Origin of the sequence: Lutibacter litoralis (assembly GCF_014646675.1) — a bacterium.
GTDB lineage: Bacteria > Bacteroidota > Bacteroidia > Flavobacteriales > Flavobacteriaceae > Lutibacter > Lutibacter litoralis.
In genome coordinates this window covers 1-26,426 of the sequence record NZ_BMNS01000010.1, presented here as the reverse complement: position 1 = coordinate 26,426, position 26,426 = coordinate 1, and the positions used below count along the sequence as shown (strand labels likewise).

23 protein-coding genes and 1 tRNA gene are annotated in these 26,426 nt (G+C 30.1%); 10 read left to right on the top strand and 14 right to left on the bottom strand.

Annotation, left to right across the window (positions count from 1 at the left end):
• Positions 1-16 precede the first annotated feature (16 nt).
• The 3 genes from capB to IEW75_RS14335 form a co-directional block, all read right to left on the bottom strand.
• Positions 17-1,261 (bottom strand): cysteate-C-fatty acyltransferase, encoded by a 1,245-nt coding sequence (capB, locus tag IEW75_RS14345; RefSeq protein ID WP_134247005.1) that lies wholly within the window; start codon positions 1,259-1,261, stop codon positions 17-19.
• Between the two features lie 147 nt (positions 1,262-1,408).
• Positions 1,409-2,446, bottom strand: coding sequence for a cysteate synthase (capA, locus tag IEW75_RS14340; RefSeq protein ID WP_134247006.1), 1,038 nt, complete (start codon positions 2,444-2,446; stop codon positions 1,409-1,411).
• Between the two features lie 88 nt (positions 2,447-2,534).
• Positions 2,535-4,595: a S9 family peptidase gene (locus IEW75_RS14335; RefSeq protein WP_134247007.1), complete on the bottom strand. Its 2,061-nt coding sequence runs from the start codon at positions 4,593-4,595 to the stop codon at positions 2,535-2,537.
• A gap of 68 nt (positions 4,596-4,663) precedes the next feature.
• Here IEW75_RS14335 and IEW75_RS14330 point away from each other — a divergent pair, with 68 nt between their 5' ends.
• Entirely contained in the window at positions 4,664-4,984 is a 321-nt protein-coding gene (locus tag IEW75_RS14330) for a YbaB/EbfC family nucleoid-associated protein (protein WP_134247008.1), read from the top strand.
• A 49-nt stretch (positions 4,985-5,033) separates the two neighbouring features.
• Here IEW75_RS14330 and IEW75_RS14325 read toward each other — a convergent pair whose 3' ends face one another.
• Positions 5,034-6,461 (bottom strand): ATP-dependent DNA helicase, encoded by a 1,428-nt coding sequence (locus IEW75_RS14325; RefSeq protein ID WP_134247009.1) that lies wholly within the window; start codon positions 6,459-6,461, stop codon positions 5,034-5,036.
• A 104-nt stretch (positions 6,462-6,565) separates the two neighbouring features.
• Here IEW75_RS14325 and IEW75_RS14320 point away from each other — a divergent pair, with 104 nt between their 5' ends.
• From IEW75_RS14320 to rsmD, 3 genes are read left to right on the top strand one after another with little or no spacing between them, the layout of a single operon-like run.
• Positions 6,566-7,297 carry a hypothetical protein gene (locus IEW75_RS14320; RefSeq protein WP_134247010.1) on the top strand — a complete coding sequence of 244 codons (732 nt, stop codon included), beginning with the start codon at positions 6,566-6,568 and terminating at the stop codon, positions 7,295-7,297.
• Positions 7,266-8,105, top strand: coding sequence for a DUF3822 family protein (locus IEW75_RS14315; protein WP_134247011.1), 840 nt, complete (start codon positions 7,266-7,268; stop codon positions 8,103-8,105). The genes IEW75_RS14320 and IEW75_RS14315 overlap by 32 nt, the downstream gene beginning before the upstream one ends.
• A complete protein-coding gene (gene rsmD, locus IEW75_RS14310) occupies positions 8,105-8,674 on the top strand; it encodes a 16S rRNA (guanine(966)-N(2))-methyltransferase RsmD (RefSeq protein WP_134247012.1) in 570 nt (189 codons plus the stop codon). Before IEW75_RS14315 ends, rsmD begins: the two co-directional genes overlap by 1 nt.
• Positions 8,675-8,823: 149 nt before the next feature.
• Here rsmD and IEW75_RS14305 read toward each other — a convergent pair whose 3' ends face one another.
• The 5 genes from IEW75_RS14305 to IEW75_RS14285 form a co-directional block, all read right to left on the bottom strand.
• Positions 8,824-9,777, bottom strand: coding sequence for an AAA family ATPase (locus IEW75_RS14305; RefSeq protein ID WP_134247201.1), 954 nt, complete (start codon positions 9,775-9,777; stop codon positions 8,824-8,826).
• Between the two features lies 1 nt (position 9,778).
• Positions 9,779-11,167 (bottom strand): peptidylprolyl isomerase, encoded by a 1,389-nt coding sequence (locus tag IEW75_RS14300; protein ID WP_229714471.1) that lies wholly within the window; start codon positions 11,165-11,167, stop codon positions 9,779-9,781.
• A 1-nt stretch (position 11,168) separates the two neighbouring features.
• A complete protein-coding gene (locus IEW75_RS14295; RefSeq protein ID WP_134247013.1) occupies positions 11,169-12,017 on the bottom strand; it encodes a hypothetical protein in 849 nt (282 codons plus the stop codon).
• Positions 12,018-12,019: 2 nt separating this feature from the next.
• Complete coding sequence (locus IEW75_RS14290) at positions 12,020-13,627, bottom strand: peptidylprolyl isomerase (RefSeq protein WP_134247014.1); 1,608 nt, start codon at positions 13,625-13,627, stop codon at positions 12,020-12,022.
• Between the two features lie 93 nt (positions 13,628-13,720).
• Positions 13,721-14,002 carry a DUF493 family protein gene (locus IEW75_RS14285; RefSeq protein WP_134247015.1) on the bottom strand — a complete coding sequence of 94 codons (282 nt, stop codon included), beginning with the start codon at positions 14,000-14,002 and terminating at the stop codon, positions 13,721-13,723.
• Between the two features lie 119 nt (positions 14,003-14,121).
• Here IEW75_RS14285 and IEW75_RS14280 point away from each other — a divergent pair, with 119 nt between their 5' ends.
• The 5 genes from IEW75_RS14280 (at position 14,122) to IEW75_RS14260 (ending at position 18,613) form a co-directional block, all read left to right on the top strand.
• On the top strand, positions 14,122-14,658 hold the full coding sequence (locus IEW75_RS14280) for an AAA family ATPase (protein WP_134247016.1): 537 nt from the start codon (positions 14,122-14,124) through the stop codon (positions 14,656-14,658).
• Positions 14,655-16,550 (top strand): RecQ family ATP-dependent DNA helicase, encoded by a 1,896-nt coding sequence (locus IEW75_RS14275; protein ID WP_134247017.1) that lies wholly within the window; start codon positions 14,655-14,657, stop codon positions 16,548-16,550. The genes IEW75_RS14280 and IEW75_RS14275 overlap by 4 nt, the downstream gene beginning before the upstream one ends.
• A complete protein-coding gene (gene fmt / locus IEW75_RS14270; protein WP_188704090.1) occupies positions 16,550-17,494 on the top strand; it encodes a methionyl-tRNA formyltransferase in 945 nt (314 codons plus the stop codon). Before IEW75_RS14275 ends, fmt begins: the two co-directional genes overlap by 1 nt.
• Positions 17,495-17,681: 187 nt before the next feature.
• Positions 17,682-17,954 carry an HU family DNA-binding protein gene (locus IEW75_RS14265; RefSeq protein ID WP_134247018.1) on the top strand — a complete coding sequence of 91 codons (273 nt, stop codon included), beginning with the start codon at positions 17,682-17,684 and terminating at the stop codon, positions 17,952-17,954.
• Between the two features lie 101 nt (positions 17,955-18,055).
• Complete coding sequence (locus IEW75_RS14260) at positions 18,056-18,613, top strand: YqgE/AlgH family protein (RefSeq protein ID WP_134247019.1); 558 nt, start codon at positions 18,056-18,058, stop codon at positions 18,611-18,613.
• Here IEW75_RS14260 and IEW75_RS14255 read toward each other — a convergent pair.
• Both IEW75_RS14255 and IEW75_RS14250 read right to left on the bottom strand, forming a co-directional pair.
• Positions 18,605-19,423 (bottom strand): aminotransferase class IV, encoded by an 819-nt coding sequence (locus IEW75_RS14255; RefSeq protein ID WP_134247020.1) that lies wholly within the window; start codon positions 19,421-19,423, stop codon positions 18,605-18,607. The genes IEW75_RS14260 and IEW75_RS14255 overlap by 9 nt on opposite strands.
• Positions 19,424-19,495: 72 nt before the next feature.
• Positions 19,496-19,879: an START-like domain-containing protein gene (locus IEW75_RS14250; protein WP_134247021.1), complete on the bottom strand. Its 384-nt coding sequence runs from the start codon at positions 19,877-19,879 to the stop codon at positions 19,496-19,498.
• 127 nt (positions 19,880-20,006) lie between these two features.
• Here IEW75_RS14250 and IEW75_RS14245 point away from each other — a divergent pair.
• A tRNA-Met gene (locus IEW75_RS14245) sits at positions 20,007-20,080 on the top strand.
• Positions 20,081-20,512: 432 nt separating this feature from the next.
• On the opposite strand, the gene IEW75_RS14240 is transcribed toward IEW75_RS14245, so the two are convergent.
• The 3 genes from IEW75_RS14240 to IEW75_RS14230 form a co-directional block, all read right to left on the bottom strand.
• Positions 20,513-21,880 carry a capsule assembly Wzi family protein gene (locus IEW75_RS14240; protein ID WP_158283766.1) on the bottom strand — a complete coding sequence of 456 codons (1,368 nt, stop codon included), beginning with the start codon at positions 21,878-21,880 and terminating at the stop codon, positions 20,513-20,515.
• A 1,214-nt stretch (positions 21,881-23,094) separates the two neighbouring features.
• On the bottom strand, positions 23,095-25,461 hold the full coding sequence (locus IEW75_RS14235) for a GumC family protein (protein WP_134247023.1): 2,367 nt from the start codon (positions 25,459-25,461) through the stop codon (positions 23,095-23,097).
• 11 nt (positions 25,462-25,472) lie between these two features.
• Positions 25,473-26,228 carry a polysaccharide biosynthesis/export family protein gene (locus tag IEW75_RS14230; protein WP_134247024.1) on the bottom strand — a complete coding sequence of 252 codons (756 nt, stop codon included), beginning with the start codon at positions 26,226-26,228 and terminating at the stop codon, positions 25,473-25,475.
• Positions 26,229-26,426 lie beyond the last annotated feature (198 nt).

Genomic DNA, 26,426 nt, shown 5'->3' with positions numbered 1-26,426 from the left:
TAATAGTATCTATTTCTTAGATCATAGACGCAGCAATACGCTTATAAATACCTTTTTCAAGTTTTTCACGAATTGCAGAGAATGATTCAATTGTAATCTTAACATCTTCTAATGTATGCGTGGTTGTTGGAATTAATCTAAGAATAATTAATCCTTTTGGAATTACTGGATATACCACAATTGAACAAAAGATACCATAATTTTCTCTTAAATCATTTACCATTGCCATAGCCTCAGGAATGTCACCTTCCAAAAATACCGGAGTAACACATGTATTTGTTTTACCAATATTAAAACCGTTTTCTTTTAATCCGTTTTGAAGTGCATTTACATTTTCCCACAGTTTTTCTTTTAACTCTGGCATAGTGCGTAACATATCTAAACGTTTTAATGCTCCTTTTACCATTGGCATAGGTAAGGATTTTGCAAACATTTGAGAACGCATATTGTACTGTAAGTATTGAATAATGTCCTTATCCGCTGCGAAAAAAGCACCAATACCAGCCATAGATTTTGCAAAAGTTGCAAAATAAACATCAATATCATCTTGTACACCTTGTTCAAAACCTGCTCCTCTACCTCCTTCACCTAAAGTTCCAAAACCATGTGCATCATCTACAAGTAATCTAAAATTATACTTTTCTTTTAAAGCAACAATCTCTTTTAATTTTCCTTGCTCTCCTCTCATTCCAAATACACCCTCAGAAATAACAAGAATTCCTCCATTATTCTCTTCAGCAATTTTAGTAGCTCGTTGCAAGTTTTTTTCTAAACTTTCAATATCATTATGCTTATAAGTATAACGTTTACCATGGTGCAATCTAACACCATCAATTATACATGCATGAGAATCAATATCATACACTATAACATCGTGCTTAGTTACAAGTGCGTCAATTGCAGAAACCATACCTTGGTAGCCAAAATTTACTAAATACGCTGCTTCTTTATCTACAAAGTCTGCACATTCATTTTCTAATTGCTCATGGTATTTTGTATGTCCAGACATCATTCTAGCTCCCATTGGGTAAGCCATTCCGTATTCTGCAGCAGCTTCTGCATCTGCTTTTCTAACTTCTGGATGATTTGCCAAGCCTAAATAATCGTTTATACTCCAAGTAATTACTTCTTTTCCATTAAATTTCATTCTATTAGAAATTTCACCTTCTAACTTTGGAAAAACGTAATAACCTTCAGCTTGTTTAGCCCATTTCCCTAATGGACCTTTATCTTTAACTATTCTTTCAAATAAATCTTTCATATATATTCTTTTGCAAAAAATGCAATATTACATTTATATTAAGTGGTGCAAAGTACGGTATTTTTTTTGTGCTATTCAAATGTTAATATTACAAAAAAAGAGGCTAAAAATAAATTTTAAAGCCTCTTTTTTTGTTTTCAGAATTTTTTATTTAATAAATTCAACTTCTTGATGTGCGTGTTTTTGGGAATCAAAAAATCCTTGTTCTTTCATCCATTCATCACAATATATTTTTTCCATGTAGCGTGATCCGTGATCAGGCAATATCAAAACTACTTTAGAATCCGCATTAAACATCCCTTGTTCAGCATATTGCATAGTGGCTTGAATAATAGCGCCACTTGTATAACCTGCAAATAACCCTTCAGTTACAGCTAATTCTCTAGCTCTATGAGCTGCAGCCTCATCTGTTACTTTTTCAAATACATCTATTACATTAAAGTCAGTTGCAGATGGAATTAAATTTTTTCCTAACCCTTCAATTCTATATGGATATATTTCTTTCTTATCGAATTCTCTTGTTTCATGGAATTTTTTCAATATTGATCCAAAAGCATCAACTCCTAAAGTTTTAATAGTTGGATTTTGTTCTTTTAAATATTTTGAAACCCCAGATATTGTACCACCTGTGCCACTTGCGGCAATTAAATGTGTAATTTCTCCTTTGGTTTGTTGCCAAATTTCTGGTCCTGTAGAATTGTAATGTGCCTCAGTATTTAAATGATTAAAATACTGATTAATATAAACAGAATTTGCGGTTTCAGCATGCAATCTCTTAGCTACTTCATAGTAAGACCTAGGATCATCGGCTTTTACATGAGCTGGGCAAACATATACTTTTGCACCCATTGCTTTTAACATGTTAATTTTACCCGGTGCTGCTTTAGATGTAACTGCCAATATACATTTATAACCTTTTATAATACTTACTAAAGCCATACTAAACCCGGTATTACCAGATGTAGTTTCAATTACTGTACTACCTTCTTTTAAGATACCTTGTTTTTCAGCTTCTTCAATAATATGTAACGCAATTCTATCTTTCATAGAATGCCCTGGATTAAAGCCTTCGTATTTTGCGTAATAATTTCCTGGAAGATCTTTTGTAATTGTGTTAAGTCTAATTAAAGGAGTTTCGCCTATAAGTTCTAGAATATTGTTACTTATACCTTTATTTTGTGTCATTTTAAATAGTTTAATTAAAATATCAAAAACTTAAATTAAAATTTTTGATTAATTATCTACAATATGCAAATTTAATATTTTTTTTTAATTATTGTGTAACTTCTAAATCAATAATAAAACTGTAGTCTCTTGCAATCTCTTTTAAAGCATCAAATCTACCTGAAGCCCCGCCGTGCCCAGCTTCCATATCTGTATATAATACTAGTAAATTATTGTCTGTTTTAAAATCTCGCAATTTAGCTACCCATTTTGCTGGCTCAAAATACTGCACTTGAGAGTCATGAAGCCCTGTTGTTACCAACATGTTTGGATAGTTTTGACGTTTAACATTATCGTAAGGTGAATATAATTTCATATAATCATAAGACTCCTTTTCATTTGGATTCCCCCATTCATCATATTCCCCAGTTGTAAGTGGAATGCTATCATCTAACATAGTTGTTAGTACGTCTACAAAAGGAACTGAAGCAACTACTCCATTAAATAATTCAGGATTTAAATTTATAACTGCTCCCATTAATAAACCGCCTGCAGATCCACCACTTGCATATAAATGTTTTGGTGAAGTATATTTTTCTTGAATTAAAAATTTAGCACAATCAATAAAATCATAAAAAGTATTTAGTTTATTTAAAAGTTTACCGTTTTCGTACCAATTACGTCCTAAATATTCACTTCCTCTTACATGTGCAATTGCAAAAACAAACCCTCTATCTAATAAACTTAATCGTGTAGAACTAAAACCTGCGTCTATTGTATGCCCATAAGATCCATAGCCATATAACAGTAACGGCGTATTCTTTGAAATTTTAGTACTTTTTTTATACACTAAAGAAATTGCTATTTTTGTTCCATCTTTAGCCGTAGCCCATAAGCGTTCACTCTTATAATTATTTTTATCAAATTTACCTCCTAAAACCTGTTGTTCTTTTTTAATATCTTTGGTTTTACTATCTACATTAAAATCTATTACCGAACTTGGAGTGGTCATTGAATTATAACCATAACGAATAACATTTGTATCAAATTCTGGATTGTAATAAACTCCCGCCGAGTAAGTTTCCTCTTCAAAAGGAAGGTAAAAATCTTCAGAATTATCCCAACGTATAATTCTTATTTTATTTAATCCGTTACTGCGTTCTTCAACAACTAAAAAGTCTTTAAATATTGATATATCTTCTAATAAAACATCTGCTCTGTGTGGCAGAACATCTTGCCAATTTTCTTTTGATGTTTTCTTACTTGAAGTTTTCATCAACTTAAAATTAGTTGCGTTATCTTTATTAGTTAACACGTAAAAATTGTGATCATAATGCGCAATATTATATTCTAAATCGCGCTCTCTAGTTTGAAATATTCTAAAATTACCAGTCGGATTATCAGCTTCTAATATTCTATATTCGGTAGATACGGAACTATGTGAACCTATTATTAGGTATTTATCCGATTTTGTTCTGTACACATATGTACTAAATGCTTCTTCATTTTCATAAAACACTTCTACATCTGAAGAAGGGTCTGTTCCTAAAATATGACGAAATATCTTTTCACTTCTTAATGTAATTGGATTTTTTTGGGTATAAAAAACTGTTTTATTGTCTGTAGCCCAAGCTGCTCCACCTGTGGTATTTTTAATTTTTTCAGGAAATAATTCTCCAGTTTCTAAATCTTTAAACTGCAATGTATATTCTCTTCTACCAACCGTATCTACACCATAAGCAGCATATTTATTGTTTGGACTTATGGATAACCCAGAAAGTTTGTAAAAATTATGACCTTCGGCTAGCTTATTCACTTCAAACATTATTTCTTCAACAGCTTCTAAAGACTCTTTTTTACGTGCATAAATCGGATATTGTTTTCCCGTTTCGAAACGCGTTGTGTAATAATAATCATTCTTTTTATAAGGAACCGACTCATCATCTTCCTTAATTCGAGATTTCATTTCTTCAAATAAATCCTCTTGAAATGTTTTTGTATGTGCTGTTTTAGCATCGTAATAATTATTCTCAGCATTTAAATAGTCAATTACTTTTGGGTTTTCCTTTTGATTCAACCAGTAATAATTATCTATTCTAACATCATTATGAATTGTTAATTCCTTTTCAATCTTTTCTGCAATTGGAGCAGAAATTTTATATTCAGACATTTTAATCTTTTTTACTAATTCGCAAAAATACTATATTTGTGCTTGTAACTTGTTAAAATTAAAATAAAATGTTTGGAAATTTATCTAATATGATGGGAAAACTTAAAGAAGCTCAAGAAAAAATTGAAGCTACTAAGGAAAGATTAAATACTATTTTTATTGATGGTGAGGCTGGAAATGGTAAAGTTAAAGTAACTGTTACAGCCAATAGATTGGTTAAAAATATATCAATTTCCGATGAATTAACTGACAAAGAAGAAATTGAAGACTATTTACTACTAGCGTTAAATAAGGCATTGGAAAAAGCCCATTCAATTAGCGAAACAGAACTGGCTGCAGCTGCAAAAGATGGTATGCCAAATATTCCAGGCATGGATATGTTTAAATAGTGTTTTTTAGTATCAAGTAGTTGGTATTAGCCCCCCTTTACTTACTAATTTATTCAATAAAAAAAGCTTCTTCAAAACCTATTAAATAAACCCTCTCTTCTGCTCTAGTTACAGCTGTATACAACCAACGTAAATACTCAACACTTTGTCCATCAGGTAAATATGGCTGCTCCACAAAAACAGTTTTCCATTGTCCACCTTGAGATTTATGACATGTAACGGCATAGGAGAATTTAACTTGTAGGGCATTAAAATATTTGCTATTTTTTATTCCTAATAATTGTTTGTATTTGGATTTTTCGTGAGCAAAATCTTTACCAACTTCGTGGTATAGTTTGTTAGATTCTTCATAAGATAAAGATGGTGTTTCGGAAGTTAAGGTATCTAATAATAACACCGTATCGAATGGTTTTTGATTTGGATAATCAATCATTCTTACTTTAACTTCAGCAAATCTAAATCCATATAATTCTTTGGTATTATAAATTTGTAGAATTTCGCAAATATCACCATTTGCAATAAAACCAGCTTCACTAGAGTCTTTTAGCCAGAAATAATTATTTTTTACAATCATTATAAAATCTCCAGTAGAGATTTCGTTTTCTTGTCCTCTAATTTTACTTCTAATTTGTTGATTGTATTGGTTAGCACGTTTGTTAGATCGCACAATAAACGCAGTATCTTCAACTCCAATATTGTCATAAGCACTATTGATAGCATCTTCAATATCATAGCCATCTATTAACCTAATTAAATCTGGAAAACCTAATTTAAATTGAAACGTTTCATTCCCATTGTTTGCAATAATAAGGCGTAATTCTGTTGCGTTAATTAAAATTCCAGAATCTTTATGCTGTCGCATTACCTCATTTAATTCAATTTCAGTAATTTCTTTATCGTAATTAAGTGCAAGTTTTTGAGCATCTAAGGCAGGACTTATGTCTAATTTAACCGGTGGTAATTGGGCGGTATCTCCAATAAAAATAATTTTGCATTGCACCCCAGAATATACAAATGAAATTAAATCGTCTAACAAAGAGCCTTTTTCAAATAATTTACCGTTCGTTGGACTATCAGGTATCATTGAGGCTTCATCAATAATAAAAATAGTATTAGAATGTTTATTTGGTTGCAATGTAAAATCTACACCTCCTCCTCTATTTTTTTTAGGAAAATAAATTTTTTTATGAATTGTAAATGCTTGTCTTTTTGAATATCCCGAAATTACTTTAGCAGCTCTACCAGTTGGCGCTAGCAATACTGCTTTTTTTCCAATTTTCCATAAATTATTAACCACAGTACTAATTGTCGTGGTTTTTCCGGTACCTGCATAACCTTTAATTAAGAATAAAGATTCCTTATTTGTGTCAAAAATAAAATTAGACAAATCTTCTAATAAAATATTTTGCGAATTAGTAGGTTCAAAAGGAAACTTTTCAAGTAGTTTTTTGTAGAATTCAGATGGTGTTTTAATCATATCTATAATAAATTTCAAATATACAAATTGATTTTACCTTAAAAGTTTTTCTCATTAAAAAAAATTTGTAGATTTGCGTACACACATAAAAAAAGAAAATTCAAATGACAACAATTTTAATTATCCTTGCGGGTATTTTGGTTACAGGCCTTTTAGCGTATGCAATTGTTAATTATATTCCAAGAAAATTACATTGGATAGTTTCAATAATACTTATTGGACTTGCAGCCTTATTAGTTTATAAAATTAACTTTGAAATTAGAAAGCCAATTAAATTTAATAAAGAGAAAAAAGAAAGGTATGCCAAAGTTATTTCCAACCTAAAAATTATACGTGATGCAGAAGTTGCTCATAAAAAAGTTACGGGAACCTATACTGCTAATGGAGAAGATCTTATAAAATTTATTGATACAGCTAAGTTTGCATTAACACAAACTAGAAACGTACCAAAAACCATAAATGTTGGTGGTGGCATTACTAAAGAAATTGAAGAAAGAGTTGTTGATACTATTGGATATGAAGATGTTAGAACACAATTTGTAGGAACAAATTATAAGAATATGATGCAGATTCCAGGTACAGATCAAAAATTTAAAATTGAAGTTGGTTTTATTGAAAAAATAGCTGGTTTAAAAGCTCCTGTTTTTGAAGTGAAAGTAGATAAAGCTTTAATCTTAAAAGGAATGGATATAAACCTAGTAAAACAAGAAAAAGAAGCAATTGGTGGGGAAGAAATTAGAGGTGAATATGTTAGAGTTGGTTCTTTAGGTGAAGTAAGTGAAGACGGCAACTGGCCTCCATTTTATGATAAAGGAGATAAGAAAGATAACGAATAATTCTTTAGATTATAAAAATCTAGAAGAAAACCATTTATCCATCCAACTTAGTTTGGATGGATTTTCTTTTTGTGTATATAACAAACCAAGCAATAGTATTGCCGTATTTGCAAAATACGAATTTTCCAATACTCCAACACCGTTTGAACATTTGAATCTGGTAAAGCAACTGTATTCGCAGGAAGCCCTACTCAAATTAAAATATACTTCTGTTAACGTAACTCATCTTAATAACTTAATTACGCAAGTTCCACTTCCCTTTTTCAATAAGGAAGATTTAAAGTATTATTTACAAAATACTATAAAAGTACTTGATAATGATTATATTACTTATGATGAAATTAGTAATTCTGAAATAGTAAATGTTTATATCCCATTTGTAAATATTAATAATTTTTTACTTGATATTTACGGAACATTTATATTTAAACACTCTTCTACAGTTTTAATTGAAACACTTTTAAATCAATTTAAAAACCAAAGTGAAGATTATTGTTTTGTAAACGTTTCTAATTTAAATTTTGAATTAGTAGTATTTAAAAATAAAAAATTAGAACTGTTCAATTATTTTTCTTTTAAAACCAAAGAAGATTTCATTTATTACATTCTTTTTGTCGCAGAACAACTAAATTTGGACACTGAAGAGTTTAATTTAATTCTTTTAGGTGATATCGAGAGAGAATCTGAATTATATACCATCCTTTATCAATATATTAGAAATATTAAATTTTATGAACCAAAAAAACAGCAAACATTGGTAAATGGAATTTCGGCACATGCCAACTTTACAGTTTTAAATCAATTTTAATGCGCATAATCTCAGGGAAATTTAAAAGTAAACGAATTCAAGCTCCAAAAAAATTACCAGTTAGGCCAACAACTGATATGGCTAAGGAAGCATTATTTAACATTCTAAATAACCTTTATTACTTTAATGATTTAGTAGTGTTGGATTTATTTTCTGGAACTGGAAATATTAGTTACGAGTTTGCATCAAGAGGAACTGCAAATATTACGGCTGTAGATGCTAATTTTGGTTGTATAAAATTTATAAATGAAACTTCTAAAATTTTAGAAGCCGATATACATACCATAAAAAGCGATGTTTTTAAATATTTAGAAAAATCTAGCGCTAAATTTGATGTTATTTTTGTAGATCCTCCCTATGAATTCGAATTAGAAAAATTTGAAAAAATTGTAAATCAAGTTTTTGAAAATAACTTATTAAATAACAACGGATTACTTGTTGTTGAACATTCTAAACACACCAAATTAGAAACACATTCAAAACTTAGCTATCAAAAAAAATATGGTGGAAATATGTTTAGCTTTTTTGAAAATTCTGAAGAGACTGAAGACCTTAAGGTAGTTGACTAGGTATTTGGTATTTTACTTAAAATTATTGTTTTGCCATTCCTGCGAAGCCAAAAGTCCAAACGTTATGGAAATAGATTCCTGCCTTCGCAGGAATGACAAGATTTACGAAAAATAAAGACTAATTTCTTTTAACCTTTTCTACTTTAGAACTAGAATAAAGATTCTATAAGTTGTTTTTCTGAAATCCCTTCAGCTTCTGCTTTATAATTTCTTACAATTCTATGCTTTAAAATTGAAAAAGCAACTGCCTGCACATCTTCTATATCTGGCGAATATTTACCATTAACGGCTGCATTTGCTTTGGCACCTAATATTAGGTTTTGAGAAGCTCTTGGCCCTGCTCCCCAATCTATATAGTTATTTACCAACTCTGTTGCATTTAACGAATTTGGACGGGTTTTAGAAACCAATCTAACAGCATATTCAATTACATTATCTGCCACCGGTATTCTTCTTACTAAATGCTGAAAATCAACAATTTCTTTAGAAGTTAAAATCGAATTAATAGTTGGACTTTCATCATTAGTAGTACTTTTTACAACTTCAACTTCTTCATCAAACGTTGGATAATCTAACTGTATAGAAAACATAAATCTATCTAATTGTGCTTCTGGTAAAGGATAAGTTCCCTCTTGCTCAATAGGATTTTGAGTTGCTAATACAAAAAATGGTTCAGCTAAAATATGATGATGTCCTGCAACCGTAACAGAACGTTCTTGCATAGCTTCTAATAAAGCTGCTTGCGTTTTTGGAGGTGTTCTATTAATTTCATCTGCTAATATTATATTACTAAAAATAGGTCCTTTTATAAATTTAAAATGACTTGTTTCATCTAATATTTCACTTCCAAGAATATCTGAAGGCATTAAATCTGGTGTAAATTGAATACGTTTAAAATCGAGTCCTAAAGTTTGCGCAATTGTGTGTACAATTAATGTTTTTGCCAAACCAGGAACACCAATTAATAAGGAATGTCCTCCACTTAAAATAGATAATAAAATATGGTTTATTGCTTCATCTTGACCAACAATTATCTTAGCAATTTCTTTTTTAAGGGCTTTATGTTTAAGAACTAATTGTTTTAAAGTATCAACATCAGACATATTATTGCTTTTTCCAATTTTTACTAAACTCACATTTTTTGAAGTCTTCGTTGATTTTTATATAAGTATCTTCTATTTTATCTTTTGCCCATTTATCAATAGTTTCTTCTTGTTTTTTCTGTAAAGTTAATTGTTGAATCTTCTCATAATCATCAATAAAATTTGCAGTATGCGTTTCGTTTTTACTTTTTAGTAAAATAATTTTATGCATTTTAGATTCACCTCTTACTTCATCGTAAAAAGGAGTTGTAATTTCACCTGCCTTTAAACTACTTACCTTATTGTATAAATTTGGATCCATACGCGTTAAATCAAAACGAGTATCATTTGTTTGTGGGTTTAAAATTAAACCTTGGTTGTTTTTTGTTACATCATCATCCGAATATTTACTTACGGCTTCTTCAAAAGTAATTTCTCCGTTTAAAATTTGTTCACGAATTTTTACTAATTCCTCTTTAGAAGCATCTAATTCTGCTTGGGTAATTACTGGTTGCACTAAAATATGACGCACATCACGCTCTTGCCCTTTAATTTTTTCAACTTGAATAATATGAAATCCAAACCCAGACTCGAACGGTTCTGAAATTTCACCTTCATCTAAACTAAAAGCAACTTCTTTAAACTCTTTAATAAAGTTAGATTCTCTAGTAATTGTATATTTTCCACCTCCTCCAGGACCATTTCCTGAAACGGCAGGGTCATCTGAATTTATGAGCGCTTTTAATCTAAAACTATACCCTTCTTCAATATCTTTTTTAATGCTATTTAATTTTTCAAAAACACGGTTGGTTTCTTCTTCTGTTGGCTTTAAAATTTTAACTATCTGAGCCAACTCAATTTCTGCACTAAACTCTGGCAAGTTGTCATCTTTTTCAAGATTTTTAAAATAGGTTCTAACTTCTTCTGGAGTAACATCAATTTTTTCGGTGATACTAGCTTTTTCTCTTTGAATTAATAATTGCTCGTTTTGAATGGTATACAACTCTTTCCTAAGGTCTTCCTCATCTGTAAAACCATAGTATTCTACAACTGCCTCAATAGAACCCAACTGCTGCCCAAAATATGCAATATTACGCTCTACTTCAGAATTTACCTCTGCTTCAGAAACTTCAATACTATCAATAACTGCGTGGTGTGCAAGTAATTTTTGCACCATTATTTCTTCTAAAATTTCACAATCAGTAATATCTAATTTACCTTCAATACGTTGTTTTAATTCTTTTTTAAATTTATCTATATCAGAATCTAAAACAATATTTTTACCAATTACAACGGCAACTCCATCTACTTTAATTCTTTCTGAATTTGAATTGGTTGACGAAATACTATCTTGCGCATTTATACCTGTAAAAATAAAAAGTAGTAGTACTAAAATTATATGTTGTTTCATTTTAATATGTTTCAAATTGTTGTTTTTTTCTTGCATCATCTATTAATGTTTCTTCTATATTTCTTAATAATAATAATTTACGTTGGTGTAAAATCATTTGCTTAATTGTTGGTGTTATATAGCTTTTAGGAGCAGTTTCGTTTCTTTTTAACACCTCTTTTATGGTCACCAAATATAAGCTTAATGAGTCTTCTTTTTGAATAAAATTATCTTTTTTTAATAATTGACTTTTATCTTCATTCTTTAAAATTGCGACTTTCGAAACTAAGTCGCTATATTTTACCCAAACGGAATCGTTTAAATGATGTGATTTTAGTGATAATTCCGCTGCTTGAAGACTGTCTAAATCTCTTTTTTTAGAAGATTTAAACAATTTTATAAGTGCATTCTTATTGTAAACCTCTTTTCCAATTTTAATAAACTTTAGTTTTAATAACTCTTCGTTTAATTTAAAATTCTGATTGTTTTTAGTATAAAACTCTTCAATATCATTTTCTGTAATTGTAGTATCTAAATACTGTTTAACTACAGCTTCTTTGTATGAATTTATAAATAAATCTTCTCTATATTTTTGTACTAATCCTTCAAATTCACTCGCCTTAGCCTCTAAATTAAGTTGCGCTTTTGAGAGTAACAGCTGTTGTTTAATCCAGTTATTAATAAAGTTGTTAATTAGCAGTAGACTATCGTTCTTAGAAACATCTGCAGTCACTACATTTTTTAAATCCTTTTTATATAAATACGTATTATTAACACGTGCTACTGCTTCTCGTGTATCATTTTTAATTGTAAAATAATTACAGGATTGCAATGCAAAAAACAGAAATATGTAACCTACTAATTGCTTCAATTTTATTTTATATTTAATTTAATTAATCTCGTTTTTTCTGATTTATTAATTTTAACCTTGTATTTTTTATGCAAAGCTTCAATCCATAAATTTTCTAAATAATTTTGATAATCACTAATTACAGTCCCTTTAATAGTTTCTAACTCTTTTTCTTTGTATTTAGTGCTTTTAAAAGTATTAAAGTAGTTTAAAAGCGCAACACTATCTTTAGATTTTTCCCAAACTTTTTGCTCTAACATATCAAACAATAATAATCCTTCTTTAAATTCATTATATGTTGCAGCAAACTCTTTATTAGAAAACTCAATAGTTTCCTTATAATAATTTAAAACCTCTTGTTCCTTAAATTTACTAAATGCTTTTGAAACATCTTGAAATTTACCTGATTCTAAATATTTTATAAACTCAAACTGCTTAATTTCTTTATCATTAATTGATAGTAAGGGCGTTTTTAATTTGGTTAGAGTTCTCCAATCTTTAGTTTTAAATTCATTAAAAATCTCATTATTAACAGCAATCTTATACGATTTTAATAAGTTGTTAATTACAGCTTGCCCAATTAAATTAGAACGATTATCCCGTTCAACTTTTTGAGTTAAACTCGCTTTTATAACATCAAAATTTTCTAATGGATATTTTTTTAACAATTTTACAATATGCCAACCATACTCAGTTTGAAATGGCATTGAAATATCTTCTACATTTTTTAAGTCAAAAGCTACTTTAGAAAACGATTCAACCATTTGTCCATAACTAAATTTATTCAGTCTTCCACCTTTTGAAGTGGTTGCCTTATCTTCAGAAAATTTAGCCGCTAATTCAGAAAAAAGTCCCTTATTATTTAAGAGTAACTTATAAATAGAATCAATTTTAGATGTTGTTGTATTTGAGTCATTGTTTTGAATCATTATATGCGCAACTTCAACTTCTCCGTGTGCTGGTCTAATTTCGTGTACTTGTAAAATATGGTATCCAAACTGAGTTCTAAATGGTTTAGAAACACTATTAACAGAAGTTGAATAGGCTGCACTTTCAAATGGATACACCATCTGAAAAGCAGTGAAAAAACCTAAATTGCCCCCATTTTGTTGCACCGATGGATCTTCTGAAAATTGTTTTGCAACATCTGAAAATAAAGTGCCGTTTTCTATTAATTTTCGAGCTTCAATTAATCTTGAATATGCAGCTAAGGTATCTTTTGGAGTAGCATCAGGTTTTAAAATCAGTAAAATATGACTGGCATTTATTTCTTTTTGCAGTCTTTCGTAAGCTTCTAAAACTAATTTTTTAGTTATATTTTCATCCTTTAAATAAGGTTGAATCAGCCTATTTTTATATTCTTGTAATTCATTAATATAACTTGGAAAAGTATCTAATTTAAGATCTTTTGCTTCTTTAACTTTTAATTTATAATTAATAAACAGTTTTAAATAGTGTTCTAAACTATTTATAGAATCTGAAACTAAAGATGCATTTTTATTATAATTTTCAAGAAATTCTTGTGCGTAAAAGGGAGTATTATCAATAGAAAACAACACAGTTTGCTTGTTTTGTGAAACCCCATTCAAACACACTAAGATTGTAATGATAAAAAAATAATTCAACTTCATATAACACTAATTTCCTGTTCTAAAATAATGATTTTAATGGCATTTAAAACGCTGCAATTTATTTTATATTTTTTAGTTTTTTAGTTAATGAAATCACAAAGATATAATTCCTTCTATTTTTTCTGCTTGTTGGTATTTTATAATAATATCATCTGCTTTTTTCATAATAATATGGATAGAGACACTTGTATATTTTCCTGTTTTTGAGGTTTTTTTGGATATTACCGCTCCTTGATGATTGAATAGGTTTTCTATAGCATCTATCTTTGATATTTCTGAAGGAACAATAAATTTAAAAAGATATTTTGTAGGAAAAGTAGTATCCTTTTTTAATTTCTTTTTAAGTTTTTTATAAAATTGGGTTCTATTATCCATCTATAATTTTTAAAAATAAAGTTTACAAATATAATACCAAGTATAAATTGTTAATATATTACTGACAAAATTACATTAATATTTTTAGTATAAATTAGTGAATACCTTATTTTTGTACCATGCAACATAAAATTGTAATAACTGGTGGTCCAGGAACAGGAAAATCTACCGTGATTGATGAATTATCAAATAGAAATTTTCTGTGTATGCCAGAAATCTCAAGACAAATAACTTTAAACGCTCGTGAAAAAGGTATAGAGCAACTTTTTTTAACAAAACCGTTACTTTTTAGTGAATTATTGTTAGAAGGACGCGTAAACCAATATATTGAAGCCGAGAAAAAAAATACAGACCTCGTGTTTTTTGATAGAGGAATTCCAGATGTGCACGCCTATATGAATTACATTAGTATAGATTACCCAAAAACGTATGTAAATAAAAGTAATTTATACCGTTACGACTCTATATTTTTAATGCCACCATGGGAAGAAATTTATATTTCCGACAATGAACGTTATGAGAATTTTGAACAAGCCCTAGCGATTCACAATCATTTAAAACGTACCTACAAAAAATTAAAATACCCTATTATTGAAGTTCCAACTGGAACTGTGCAAGAAAGAACCGATTTTATTTTAGCATTCATTAAACAATGAATACGCCCCTAGAAATATTAAAAACCTATTGGAATTATAACGAATTTAGACCACCGCAAGAGGAAATTATAAATACTGTTATTAAACGCGAAAATTGTGTAGTTTTATTACCAACTGGTAATGGAAAATCTTTATGTTATCAAGTTCCTGCATTAGTTTTAGAAGGTGTTTGCATTGTAATTTCTCCGTTAATTGCCTTAATAAAAGACCAAGTAGAAAGTTTAACAGAAAAAAATATTAAAGCAATTGCTTTAACCTCTAAACTATCTCAAGAAGAAATAATTGTAGCTTTTGATAATTTACAGTTTGGAGGTTATAAATTTTTGTATTTATCTCCCGAAAAATTGCAATCACCTTTTATTCAGGACAAAATAAGACAATTAAATGTTTCGTTTATTGCAATTGACGAAGCGCATTGTATTTCGGAATGGGGACACGATTTTAGACCCGCCTATTTAAAAATTCCCATATTAAAAGAATTACAACCAAATGCAACATTTATAGCCTTAACTGCAACAGCAACTCAAAAAACATTTGAAGATATTGTTGAAAACTTAGAAATTGAAAATGCTGCTGTTTTTAAAAAATCTTTAAAACGAACTAATTTAACGTACAAAGTAATTTATACCGAAAATTACTATGCAAATTTGCTTCAAATACTAAATTATATAAAAGAATCTGTAATTATTTATACCAATAACAGAAAGCAAACAAAAGAAGTAAACAAGTATTTACAGCAACATAATTTTAAAAGCACTTATTACCATGGCGGGTTGTCTGTTGATGAAAAAAACACAGCTTATGCAACTTGGATCTCCGATAAAACTCCAATTATGGTTGCTACAAATGCTTTTGGAATGGGAATTGATAAACCAAATGTACGTGTTGTAATACATTTAAATATACCAAATAGTTTAGAAAACTATATACAAGAAGCAGGAAGAGCTGGTAGAGATGGAAAAGAATCGCATTCATTAATATTAACTAATGAAGCTAATTTATACGATGCCGATGTTCGATTTAAGGCAACTACACCAACTACAAAATATATTAAAGAAATCTATTTTAATTTAAACCAATTTTATAAAATTTCATTTGGTGAACAACCTATGGAATCTTTTAACTTCTCTATCCAAGAATTTTGTGCAACTTATAAATTAAACATTTTAACAGCATACAATGCCATTAAAGTTCTAGAAAGAGAAAATATTATTTTATTGGATGAAAACTTTACAAAAAAATCTACATTAAAATTCACCATAGGTAATAGTCAATTATTTAATTATTTAGAAGAATACCCTTCAAAAAAGGACTTCATTAAATTAATTTTAAGAAGTTATGGCGGTATTTTTGAACATCATACAATAATTGATGAATTTAAGTTGTCGAAAAAATTAGGAGTTTCAAAAGAAAGTATTATTGTAACCTTAAAAGATTTAAACACCACTGGAATTGTAAAATACAACTTTGAAAATTCCAATTCTAGACTCTCTTTTTTAGTAATTCGAGAAGATAATTATACTATAAATAGGATTTCAAAAAATATAGAAAAACAATATGCAATAAAATACGATAAATTAACGGCGACCATAAATTTTATTAGAAATATTAAAACCTGTAGAAACATACAACTACTCTCCTATTTTAATGAAATTAATACCACACCGTGTGGTAAATGTGATGTTTGCACATCTAAAAATGCACCAACAGAAACCACAAAACTATTGCTAACTGAAATTACAAAACTACTTGCAGCGCAAAATTTGTCTTCTCAAGAATTATCTGTAGCACTTAAATGCAATCAAAAACAACTCCTAAATTCTCTAAAAATACTCTTAGAAAAAAATAAAATTGCCATAACTTCGCAAAATAAATTTAAACTAAACCTTTAATGAAAGATTTAAGAATTGTATTTATGGGAACACCTGAATTTGCAGTGGCAACTTTAGATGCACTTATAAAAGCCAAATTTAATGTAGTAGGAGTTATTACTGCACCTGATAAACCAGCAGGAAGAGGAAGAAACTTAAATGAATCTGCCGTTAAAAAATATGCTTTAGCACATGATTTAACTATTTTACAACCAACAAACTTAAAAGACGAACAATTTATTACTGAATTAAAAAGTTTAAAAGCCAATTTACAAATTGTTGTCGCTTTTAGAATGTTACCAAAAATTGTTTGGCAACTACCAGAATTTGGAACATTTAATTTACACGCATCATTACTACCTAATTACCGAGGTGCTGCACCCATAAATTGGGCTATAATTAATGGAGAAACAGCAACCGGTGTCACCACTTTCTTTATTGATGAAAAAATTGATACAGGGAATATAATTTTACAAGAACAAGTTGCTATTGGCAAAGATGAAATTTTAGGCGATTTATATAACAAACTAATGACCGTTGGAAGTAGTTTAGTCGTTAAAACCGTGAAACAACTAGAGAAAGGAACTGTAGAAACTATAAAACAACCAGAAATTGAAGAAAAACCAGCTCCAAAAATATTTACTGAAACCTGTAAAATAAATTGGAACGACTCCTTAACAAATACTTACAACTTAATTAGAGGGCTAAATCCATATCCAGCAGCTTGGACAACACTTGTTAATAATAATGAAGAAATAAAAGTCAAAATTTTTGATGTTGCACCAATAATTGAAGAACATAGCCTAAAACCAGGATTTATTGTAACAACAAAAAACGAAATTAAAGTTGCAGTTCCTAACGGATTTATAAAAATTGAAAGCTTACAATTAGCTGGCAAAAAAAAGATGGATAGTAAAAGTTTGCTGAATGGTTATACATTTCAAGCAAATTCAAGAATGATTTAAGTCTAATTTTAAAGGGCTTAGCGGATGTTTTTACAAAAATCAAGCTATGTTATTAACATTTATTATCATTTATTAACAAAACAATCAATTTTATGGGTAAAAACTTGCAAAAACCCTTATTCCATATAACTTTGTTAAGCTTATTACAAGCAAAAAATGTTTAACCAATTAATTTAAAATTTAAATTATGAACAAATCAGATTTAATTGATGCAATGGCAGCTGATGCTGGCATCTCAAAAGCAGCAGCAAAAGCAGCATTAGAATCATTAACAGAAAATGTAACAAAAACACTTAAAAAAGGTGATAAAGTTGCATTAGTTGGATGGGGAACTTGGTCTATCTCTAAAAGAGCAGCTAGAACAGGAAGAAATCCTCAAACAGGAAAATCTATCCAAATTGCAGCAAAAAATGTTGTTAAATTTAAAGCGGGAGCTGGATTAAGTGATGCAGTAAACTAATACATAAGAATTATTCTTATTATAAATTAAACTCTTCAATTTTTTTGAAGAGTTTTTTTTATGAACAAATTTCATTATATTTAAAAAATAAATAACAGTTTATGTTAGATAAAACACCTACAAAAGGTAAATTATTAATTGCAGAACCTTCTATTCTTAACGATAAAGAATTTAATAGGTCTGTAATATATTTAACTGAACATAGTAAAGATGGATGTATTGGATTTATTCTGAATAGACCAACAGAGTTTCTTTTAAAAGATTTAATTCCTGAAATTGACTGTGATTTTACTGTTTATAGTGGTGGACCAGTTGAACAAGAAAATTTATATTTTATTCATAAAGTTCCTGAATTAATTCCCGACAGCGTTCAAATTGATACAAACTTTTATTGGGGAGGTGATTTTGACGTGCTCACAAAACTTTTAAATGAAAACGCTTTAGATTTTTCCGATATTCGTTTTTTTCTGGGATATTCAGGTTGGTCTCTAAATCAATTAAATGAAGAATTAAAAGAATCTACCTGGAAAATTACAAAGAACAAATATCCAAATTTACTTACTATTAAAAGCGATGATATTTGGAAAAACCAATTAATGTCTTTTGGTGGTGAATATCAAATTTGGGCAAATGCCCCTAAAAACCCTGCTTTAAACTAAACTATTTATTTTTAATGACAATGCCTTTGAAATTGTTGTTTTAAAAGTAGTTTTCTTATAATTTGTAACAGGCTGTATGCCAACAATTGCATTTGTTATAAAAACCTCATCAGCTTTTTGTAGTTCAAAAGGTGAAATTGCTTCTTCTTTTAAAATATAATCAGTGCTTTTTGAAAGCATCTCAATAATTTTTTTACGCATTATACCTTTTACACAACCTTCTTCAATTGGTGGTGTTTTAATAATAGAGTCTTTCAAAACAAAAATATTCCCATTTATTGATTCAACTATATGCTTTTTTTCATTTAAGAGCACACAATTATCAAGTTCATTTTCTTTGGCGTAGATACTCGCCAACACATTGGTAATTTTATTGGTGGTTTTAATTGTAGAAAGTAAGCCTGAATACAAAAAATAATCTTTAAAAACATCTAACGTATATGTTTCTTTTATAACTATATTTAAAGGTGATGCTTCAACCAAATAACTACACGTATTAGTTGTTGGAGTGTACATTCCACCATCATTTCTATATACCGTAAACCGCACTCTTGCTGCTTCTAAATTATTTGAATTTGTTGTATTTATTATTTCTTTTTCAAAAAATTCTAACGTAAAATCCATGGGAATTTCCATTCTCAACATGCGCATGGAAGCCATCAATCTAAAATAATGATCTTCTAAAAAATTTATCTTAGAATTAGTAACTTTAATAGTCTCAAACAGCGCATCTCCATACTTAAAAGCTCTGTTAGTTGCGCTAAATACTGTTGTTGAATCTTTTAGAATTGCCCCGTTAAAATTTATCATATCAAAAAAATTAAGTTATAAAAAAACCTTGTATAAATACAAGGCCTTTTTAAATTGTAATACATTTATTAATTAAGCGCCTATAGTATGTTTTAATTCATCTATTTGATTTTCCCAAAACATTTTAGACTCTTCAATTTCATCTTCAACCGCAAAGTCAGTAACAATTAACGAAACATCTTTTGTTATTTCATCAACTTCAATTCTAAATTCAAAGTAAGTTTTATCATCTTCTCCATCTAACCATTTAAACTTTATTTTTTCTTCTGGTCGTTCTTGCAGCACTTTGGCTTGTTCTTCTGACCCATCCCATATAAATGTGAATATTTCACCACGCGAATTAACATTATCTGCAAACCATTCTGAAAGCCCAGAAGGTGTGCCAAAATATTGATATAACATATGTGGCGATGCGTGAATTGGGAACTCTATTTCAAATTTTATTTTTGTTGACATACTCTCATTTTAAATGCACAATATATATAAATATTCCATTTAAAAAAAATTTAAATTATTAAAAAAAATAGCTAAATAAATTTGCCATAACAAGTTTTTTATTTTTATATTTGCACCCTCAATAAATGGCGTGGTAGCTCAGTTGGTTAGAGCGTCGGATTCATAACCCGGAGGTCTGCAGTTCAATTCTGCATCACGCTACAAATTTAAATTCAACAAAACAAACAGTTTAGCTTTCTAAACTGTTTTTTTTATGTCTTATTTAAATGAAATTCTTATTCTTGAACATAAAGATGCATACAAATAACTATGAAAATAAATTATTTATAACAGTATTTTTTTAAACAAACAAAGCCCTACAATTTCTTGCAAGGCTTATGCTCTCTTTCATAAAATAACTAATTCTAAAATTATTTTTAAATATAAATTTAAAACTTACTAGAAATATACAGGTTTCCGTAATTAGCTAAAGTTTAATGAAACACTTTTAAATAAGACCTAAACCTTTTGCTATAGCTACTTAATGTGTAGGGTTATTGAAATTAAAATGCACTCTTACTTCTTCTCCATTTTTCTAAAAAAAAGCAATTATTTTATGCTCATTATATATTGAAATGTATATACTTATCTTCACTAAAAAACACCTACGGAAGATAGTTTTAAAAATCCTCCAAAATTCACGGGTCTATAGGTTCCTGTATCAAATGCTGCTCCAAGAGAAAAATTAAAAGGAAGTGAACCTATTCTTGGAAAAGCCACTTCTAATAAACTCGAAAACTGATTAGGCTTCACAGCATACTCACTTCCAAACCAGCCAAAATAGGTAGTATGACTTAATAGCGCCTTATAGGCAACCTTCTTAATAGTTCCTTTAAAACCTAAATTAAAAGCCATAAGTCTGTTATCTCCATCAATAATTCCTTGAGTAATACCATTTTCATCCTTAGGCTTTGTTGTAAAATATGGAGATCCAATCATATTTCCAAAATAAGTCCATCCAGATTGATATACTCCATTGTTAAAATAATTATCCATACCACTTGCTGCATGGAAACCATTTTCATCGGTATAATGCGGGTCGCTTCCACTTGCATGTTTTGTATATGTAAATTCCGCTAATACATGTGAAAGTATTCCATCTGGTTGTTTTAAATCTACAAAAATACCATATAAACCATCGGGGTAATTCATTAATTCACGGCCAGATCTATCTTCAAAAGGGTGTGACCAATAAAAATTCCAGTTCAAATTTTTACCAAAATAATTAAATTGTAATAAATAAGTACCTAATTGATTTCCTAGAACATTTATTTGATCGCCACCCAAAGCATCAGTTCCTCCAGAGCTTCCCGTAATTACGCGAAGATAATTTTTAAAGCCTTTTGGTTGGTTGCCAAAAATTGAAGATTTTCCTGCCCATTGCGCATAATGATTTAATCCTGTAATTATTTCAAACGAAGAACTCAATTTTGATTTAAAGTAAATACTTTTTGAATGCAACCTTGTATTTGTCACGCTTCGTTTATCATTCAATAAAAAATCGCCATAATTCCCTTTTACAGCTAACCAGTTTTTTGCAAAAGGTAGCGTTACAAAGTCTTTTAAATAAATGTTATACCCAGGATATGCACGCGCATTTGTTGATGTTGCAATATTTCCATTAGAAGAAGAAAGTCCTTCTAATAGTTGAGCATTATGTTTAACGCCTATGGTTAAACCCCAATTTTTATAGTGTATAGCACCATATAATTCATCAATAAATAGGGTGTTTTCAGTTCCATTATAACCTGTAAGACCCAATTTATAGGAATACTGTAACTTGTTTGTCTCACTTTTAAAATTCCCTGCAACCGCCGTATACAATAGCGTACTTGAATGCTCTTGTACTCTTCCATAAGTATTTGCTCTTAACCAAAAGGGAACTGTATTTTTGGAAGCTTGTGTTGTTTGTAATTCAAGTATATAGTGTGTTTTATTTTCTTGTGCAAACGCATGATACATTCCAAGAAGGTTCAAAAATATAACTAGCTGCTTTAATTTAATCATAAGTAACAGAAAGGATAATTGGAGAAATGATAAAAATTATAAATGAATTGAATGTCATACCTGTGAAAACAGGTATCCAAACACTGTGATTTGAATTTCAAATAAGCAATCTGTTTCTTTTAATTTTACAAAAATGGGATGACGTGTTCCCGAGACGTGGCAACCTCAATGTCATAACTGCGAGGTAGGTATCCACATAATGTAATTTCAATTGCAACTAACTTTCCATAGGTTTCCTATAAAGATGGTTATATTTCAATATTTTTCATTTTTCCATTGATGAAAAACGAAACAAAAAATCTAGGCTTACGAAAATATTTCTAAATGTTTTGTTTGACACTTAAATTTCAGGAATTGTTCGTCATTGATTATTTTATTTTGGAGCTCACGAATCTTCGATTTCATCAAAGTACTTTTACGTTTAGTGTTTAGTTACGATTGGCTCAAACAGCCTGAAATTTTAAACTGTCTTCTCTTCACATTTTACGATATATTCTCGATAGGCCGTTTGAAAGATGAAATTTTAACCGTCATTGCGATTGAAAAGAAGCAATCTGTTCCTTAGCAAGAGATTGCTTCGTGGCAATCCCAATGTCATACCTGCGCAGGCAGGTATCCACACGCTGTGATTTGAATTGCGACAAGCTTTCCATAGATTCCTGCCTTCGCAGGAATGACAGTCTTCATAAAAAATCGTCATTGCGAGGAGTTCTTCACGACGTGGCAATCTGTTTATTATAACCGTCATTGCAATGCGCTCTCAACTAGCCAATCCCAATGTCATACCTGCGTAGGCAGGTATCCACACGCTGTAATTTTAAAATTTGTATTGTTATCTTTCTTGTTCTTTTCCATTGATGAAAAGAACCAAAAATCTAGGCTTACGAAACTATCTCTAAATGTTTTGTTTGACACTTAAATTTCAGGAATTGTTCGTCATTGGTTATTTTATTTTGGCGCTCACGAATCTTCGATTTTGCCAAAGTGCTTTCATGTGTGTAGTTTAGTTACGTTTGGCTCAAACAGCCTGAAATTTTAAACTGTCTTCACTTCACATTTTACGATATATTCTCGATATGCCGTTTGAAAGATGAAATTTTAACCGTCAATAGGTTTGAAAAGGAGCAATCTGTTTTTGCAGGAAGGACAATGCTACTATAACAATTGTATTATGACAACCATCGCTTCCACCAAGGTTTTTTAGTAACATCTTCACCATAACCTCCGTAACCATAGCCGTAACCATAACCGTAACCTAATTTCATATCTACGTCGTTCATAACAACTGCCATATTTGGCAAACGTTTTTCTTTATACATTTTTTCAGGAATTTCTAATAAACGCTTGTCTAAATAATTAGCACGTATTATATATAAACATAAATTAGCATGGTGACTTAACAACAAGGTATCTGTTACCATTTTTACAGGTGCAGTATCTACAATTATATAATCATAATGCTCTTTACCATACGCTAATACCTCATCAAAACGTCCATTCATTAATAATTCTGAAGGATTTGGCGGCACAATTCCAGAACTTAAAATATCAAATTTTCCCTCTGAAAAGTGATGAATTACATCCGGCACTTTTAAACTAGTATCCATTAAAAATTGAGTAAGTCCTAATTTTTCATTCAATTTTAAGTACTCATTTAATTTTGGTTTGCGAACATCTGCTCCAACCAACAATACTTTTTTATTGGACAATGCCAATACCGCAGCTAAATTTAAAGATAGAAATGTTTTACCCTCCCCTGGAATTGTAGACGTTATAAATATAACTTTGGATGGATCTGTAACTCCTGCCAACATAAAATTAAGATTGGTACGCAGCATTCTAAAAGATTCTGAAACAGCATCCCGATCTTTTTCTGTAACCACAATTTTATGTTCTGAATTGGTTTTTGGAACTTCCCCTAAAAACGGCGCTTTTACCACAGCCTCCACATCTTTGCTAACATGCACCTTATTGTCTAATAAAAACCGAATGTACAAGATTACAAACGGTATTAGCAACCCTAACAGCACCGCAGCCAAATAAATTACTTTTCGTTTTGGACTCACAGGAATAGTGCTACCATCGGCAACATCTATTACTTTTGCATTGGGAACGGTCACCGCTAAAGAAATGGCATTTTCTTCACGCTTTTGCAATAAATATAAATACAAGGTTTCTATAATTTGTTGTTGTCGTTGAATATCTCTAAACTCTCGTTCTTGCTTTGGAACAGCTACAATTTTAGAGTTAAATCTTCGTTCTTGGTTTTCGGCATCTTTAATAGCAATAGTTAAGGATGATTTTAAATTTACCAAACCTTGATTTATACTTGCTCTCAATTGTGCTAATTGCGCATCTAAATTTACTATTATTGGGTGTTTCGTACTAGAACCTTTTAAAATTCGGTTACGTTCTAACAACAATTCATTATAACTGGTACTATTAGCACTTACACTACCATCACTTATTCCTAAATTTGCAGGAATTAACGCAGCTGGATTGGAAGTTAAGTAATCTCCCATATAATTTGCCAATTTTAACTGTGTATGTAGCTCAACAACTTCTTTTTCTAACTGCGCATTCCCTTCCAAAACAATACCCGCTTCAGAGCTTATATCGGTTAATTTATTGGAAGTTTTAAACGTTTCCACCCCTTTATCTACGGCGGATAAATCCTGTTCTATAACTGCCAGTCGTTCATTTATAAAAGCTTCGGTATTGTTTCCTATTAAGTTTTTATCTGCAACCGCTTCTTTATTGTATTGTTGTACCAAATGGCTTAAAATATCTATAGCCTTTAATTTTACCGTATTTTTTAAACTAAGTTCTATTAAACTCGATTTTTTATACAATAGTTCAACCTGAATATTTTCTCGTAAAGCGCCCGCAACATCTTTTATTGGTTGTATCCTCACAATAATTTCATCGGCTACATGCACGTTTTGTAAATCTGTTGGTGTAATGGTGAAATTTCCAAAATCTGTAATTACTTTTTCTCCAAAAACTACTTCTTTTTGGGTATACCCGTCACCGTCTTTAAGTTGGTAGCTGGTCGCAGAAATTGCCTGTATAGAAAAACTGGTATCTGTTTTATAGAAAACAGAATCTTTATTTAAAAAATTAATGTTAAAAGGCAGGTTGTTTTTGTACACCTCCACTTCTCGGATGCGTCCTTTTTTATAATAGGTAACGTTTAAACCCAATTCTTTAACCACATCACCCATTAAAGAACGCGATTTAAGCAAGCCCATTTCAGTTTCTAGTTGCTTTTTAGCGCCTCCCATTAAACCCAAATCTTCAAAAGCAGACAATTCTGAAGGCAAACCGCCCGTAGTTTCATCATCAATTAAAATAGTGGCGTTTACCAAATAGGTATTGGGTGTATAGCGCAAATACAAAAAAGCTGCAACTACTGCTACTAACACTCCAAGTGCAAACCATTTCCAGTGAAACACATATTTTTCTATAAGTTCCCGATAATTGATCGGTTCCTCATCTACAAACAAATAATTTAAAGGATTTTCCTGTTGTTGCATAGTGTATTGTTTTATCGAGTAAGAATAGCTATTAATGAAATTAACGTTGAAATAGAGGAAATTATAATTCCTGCATTTGTTCCAACACCTGATGATTTTATTTTTGCCTTATTCGGTTCTACATAAAGCACATCATTTTGAACCAAATAATAGTAGGGCGAATTAAACAAGGCTCTATTGGTTAAGTCAATAGGAATAAAGGTTCTTTTCCCATCTATTTCTCTTATTAATAATACATTTTTTCGTTTACCCTGTATGGTTAAATCTCCTGCCAATACCAATGCTTCTACGATGGTAATACGCTCATTATCTATGGTATAGGCTCCCGGAGCTTTCACATCACCCATCACAGAAATTTTAAAATTTATCAACCTAATATTTACAATGGGCTTCACAAGAAATTCTTCTAAATTTGCTTCTAAATAGGTTGTCAATTCTAAAGTTGTAAGTCCTTTTGCCTTTACAGCGCCTAATACAGGGAAATGAATAGTACCCTCTTTATTAACTAAATATGGTACTTTTTTGGGACTACTTACTCCAGTACCTTCATAAATATTAAAGGTTGCCGCCGCTATTGGATCAATCCCAGACACATGAATGGTTATTAAATCTCCCGGTTGTATTTTTGGCTCATAATCTACTAAGACTTCTTGTACTTCTTCGGGTACTGCTCCTTGAAAGTACACCATTTTTTTAGGAGACGTACACGCTGTTAATAAAACTAAAAAGACCAGACTTTTTAGTAATGTAAACCTATTTTTTTTCATTGTTTTCTATTTATATATTCTTATTTTATATTTTTTCTATCGTCATTGCGAGGAGTTTTTGACGCCGTGGTAATCTGTTTGTTTTTAACCGTCATTGCGGGGCAGAACGTTAAAAAAATGTTTTGTAAACATTTTTAGTGCTTGAGCCAGCCGGCGCGTGGGCAAAAGACGTGGCAATCTGTTAATTTGAACTAAACA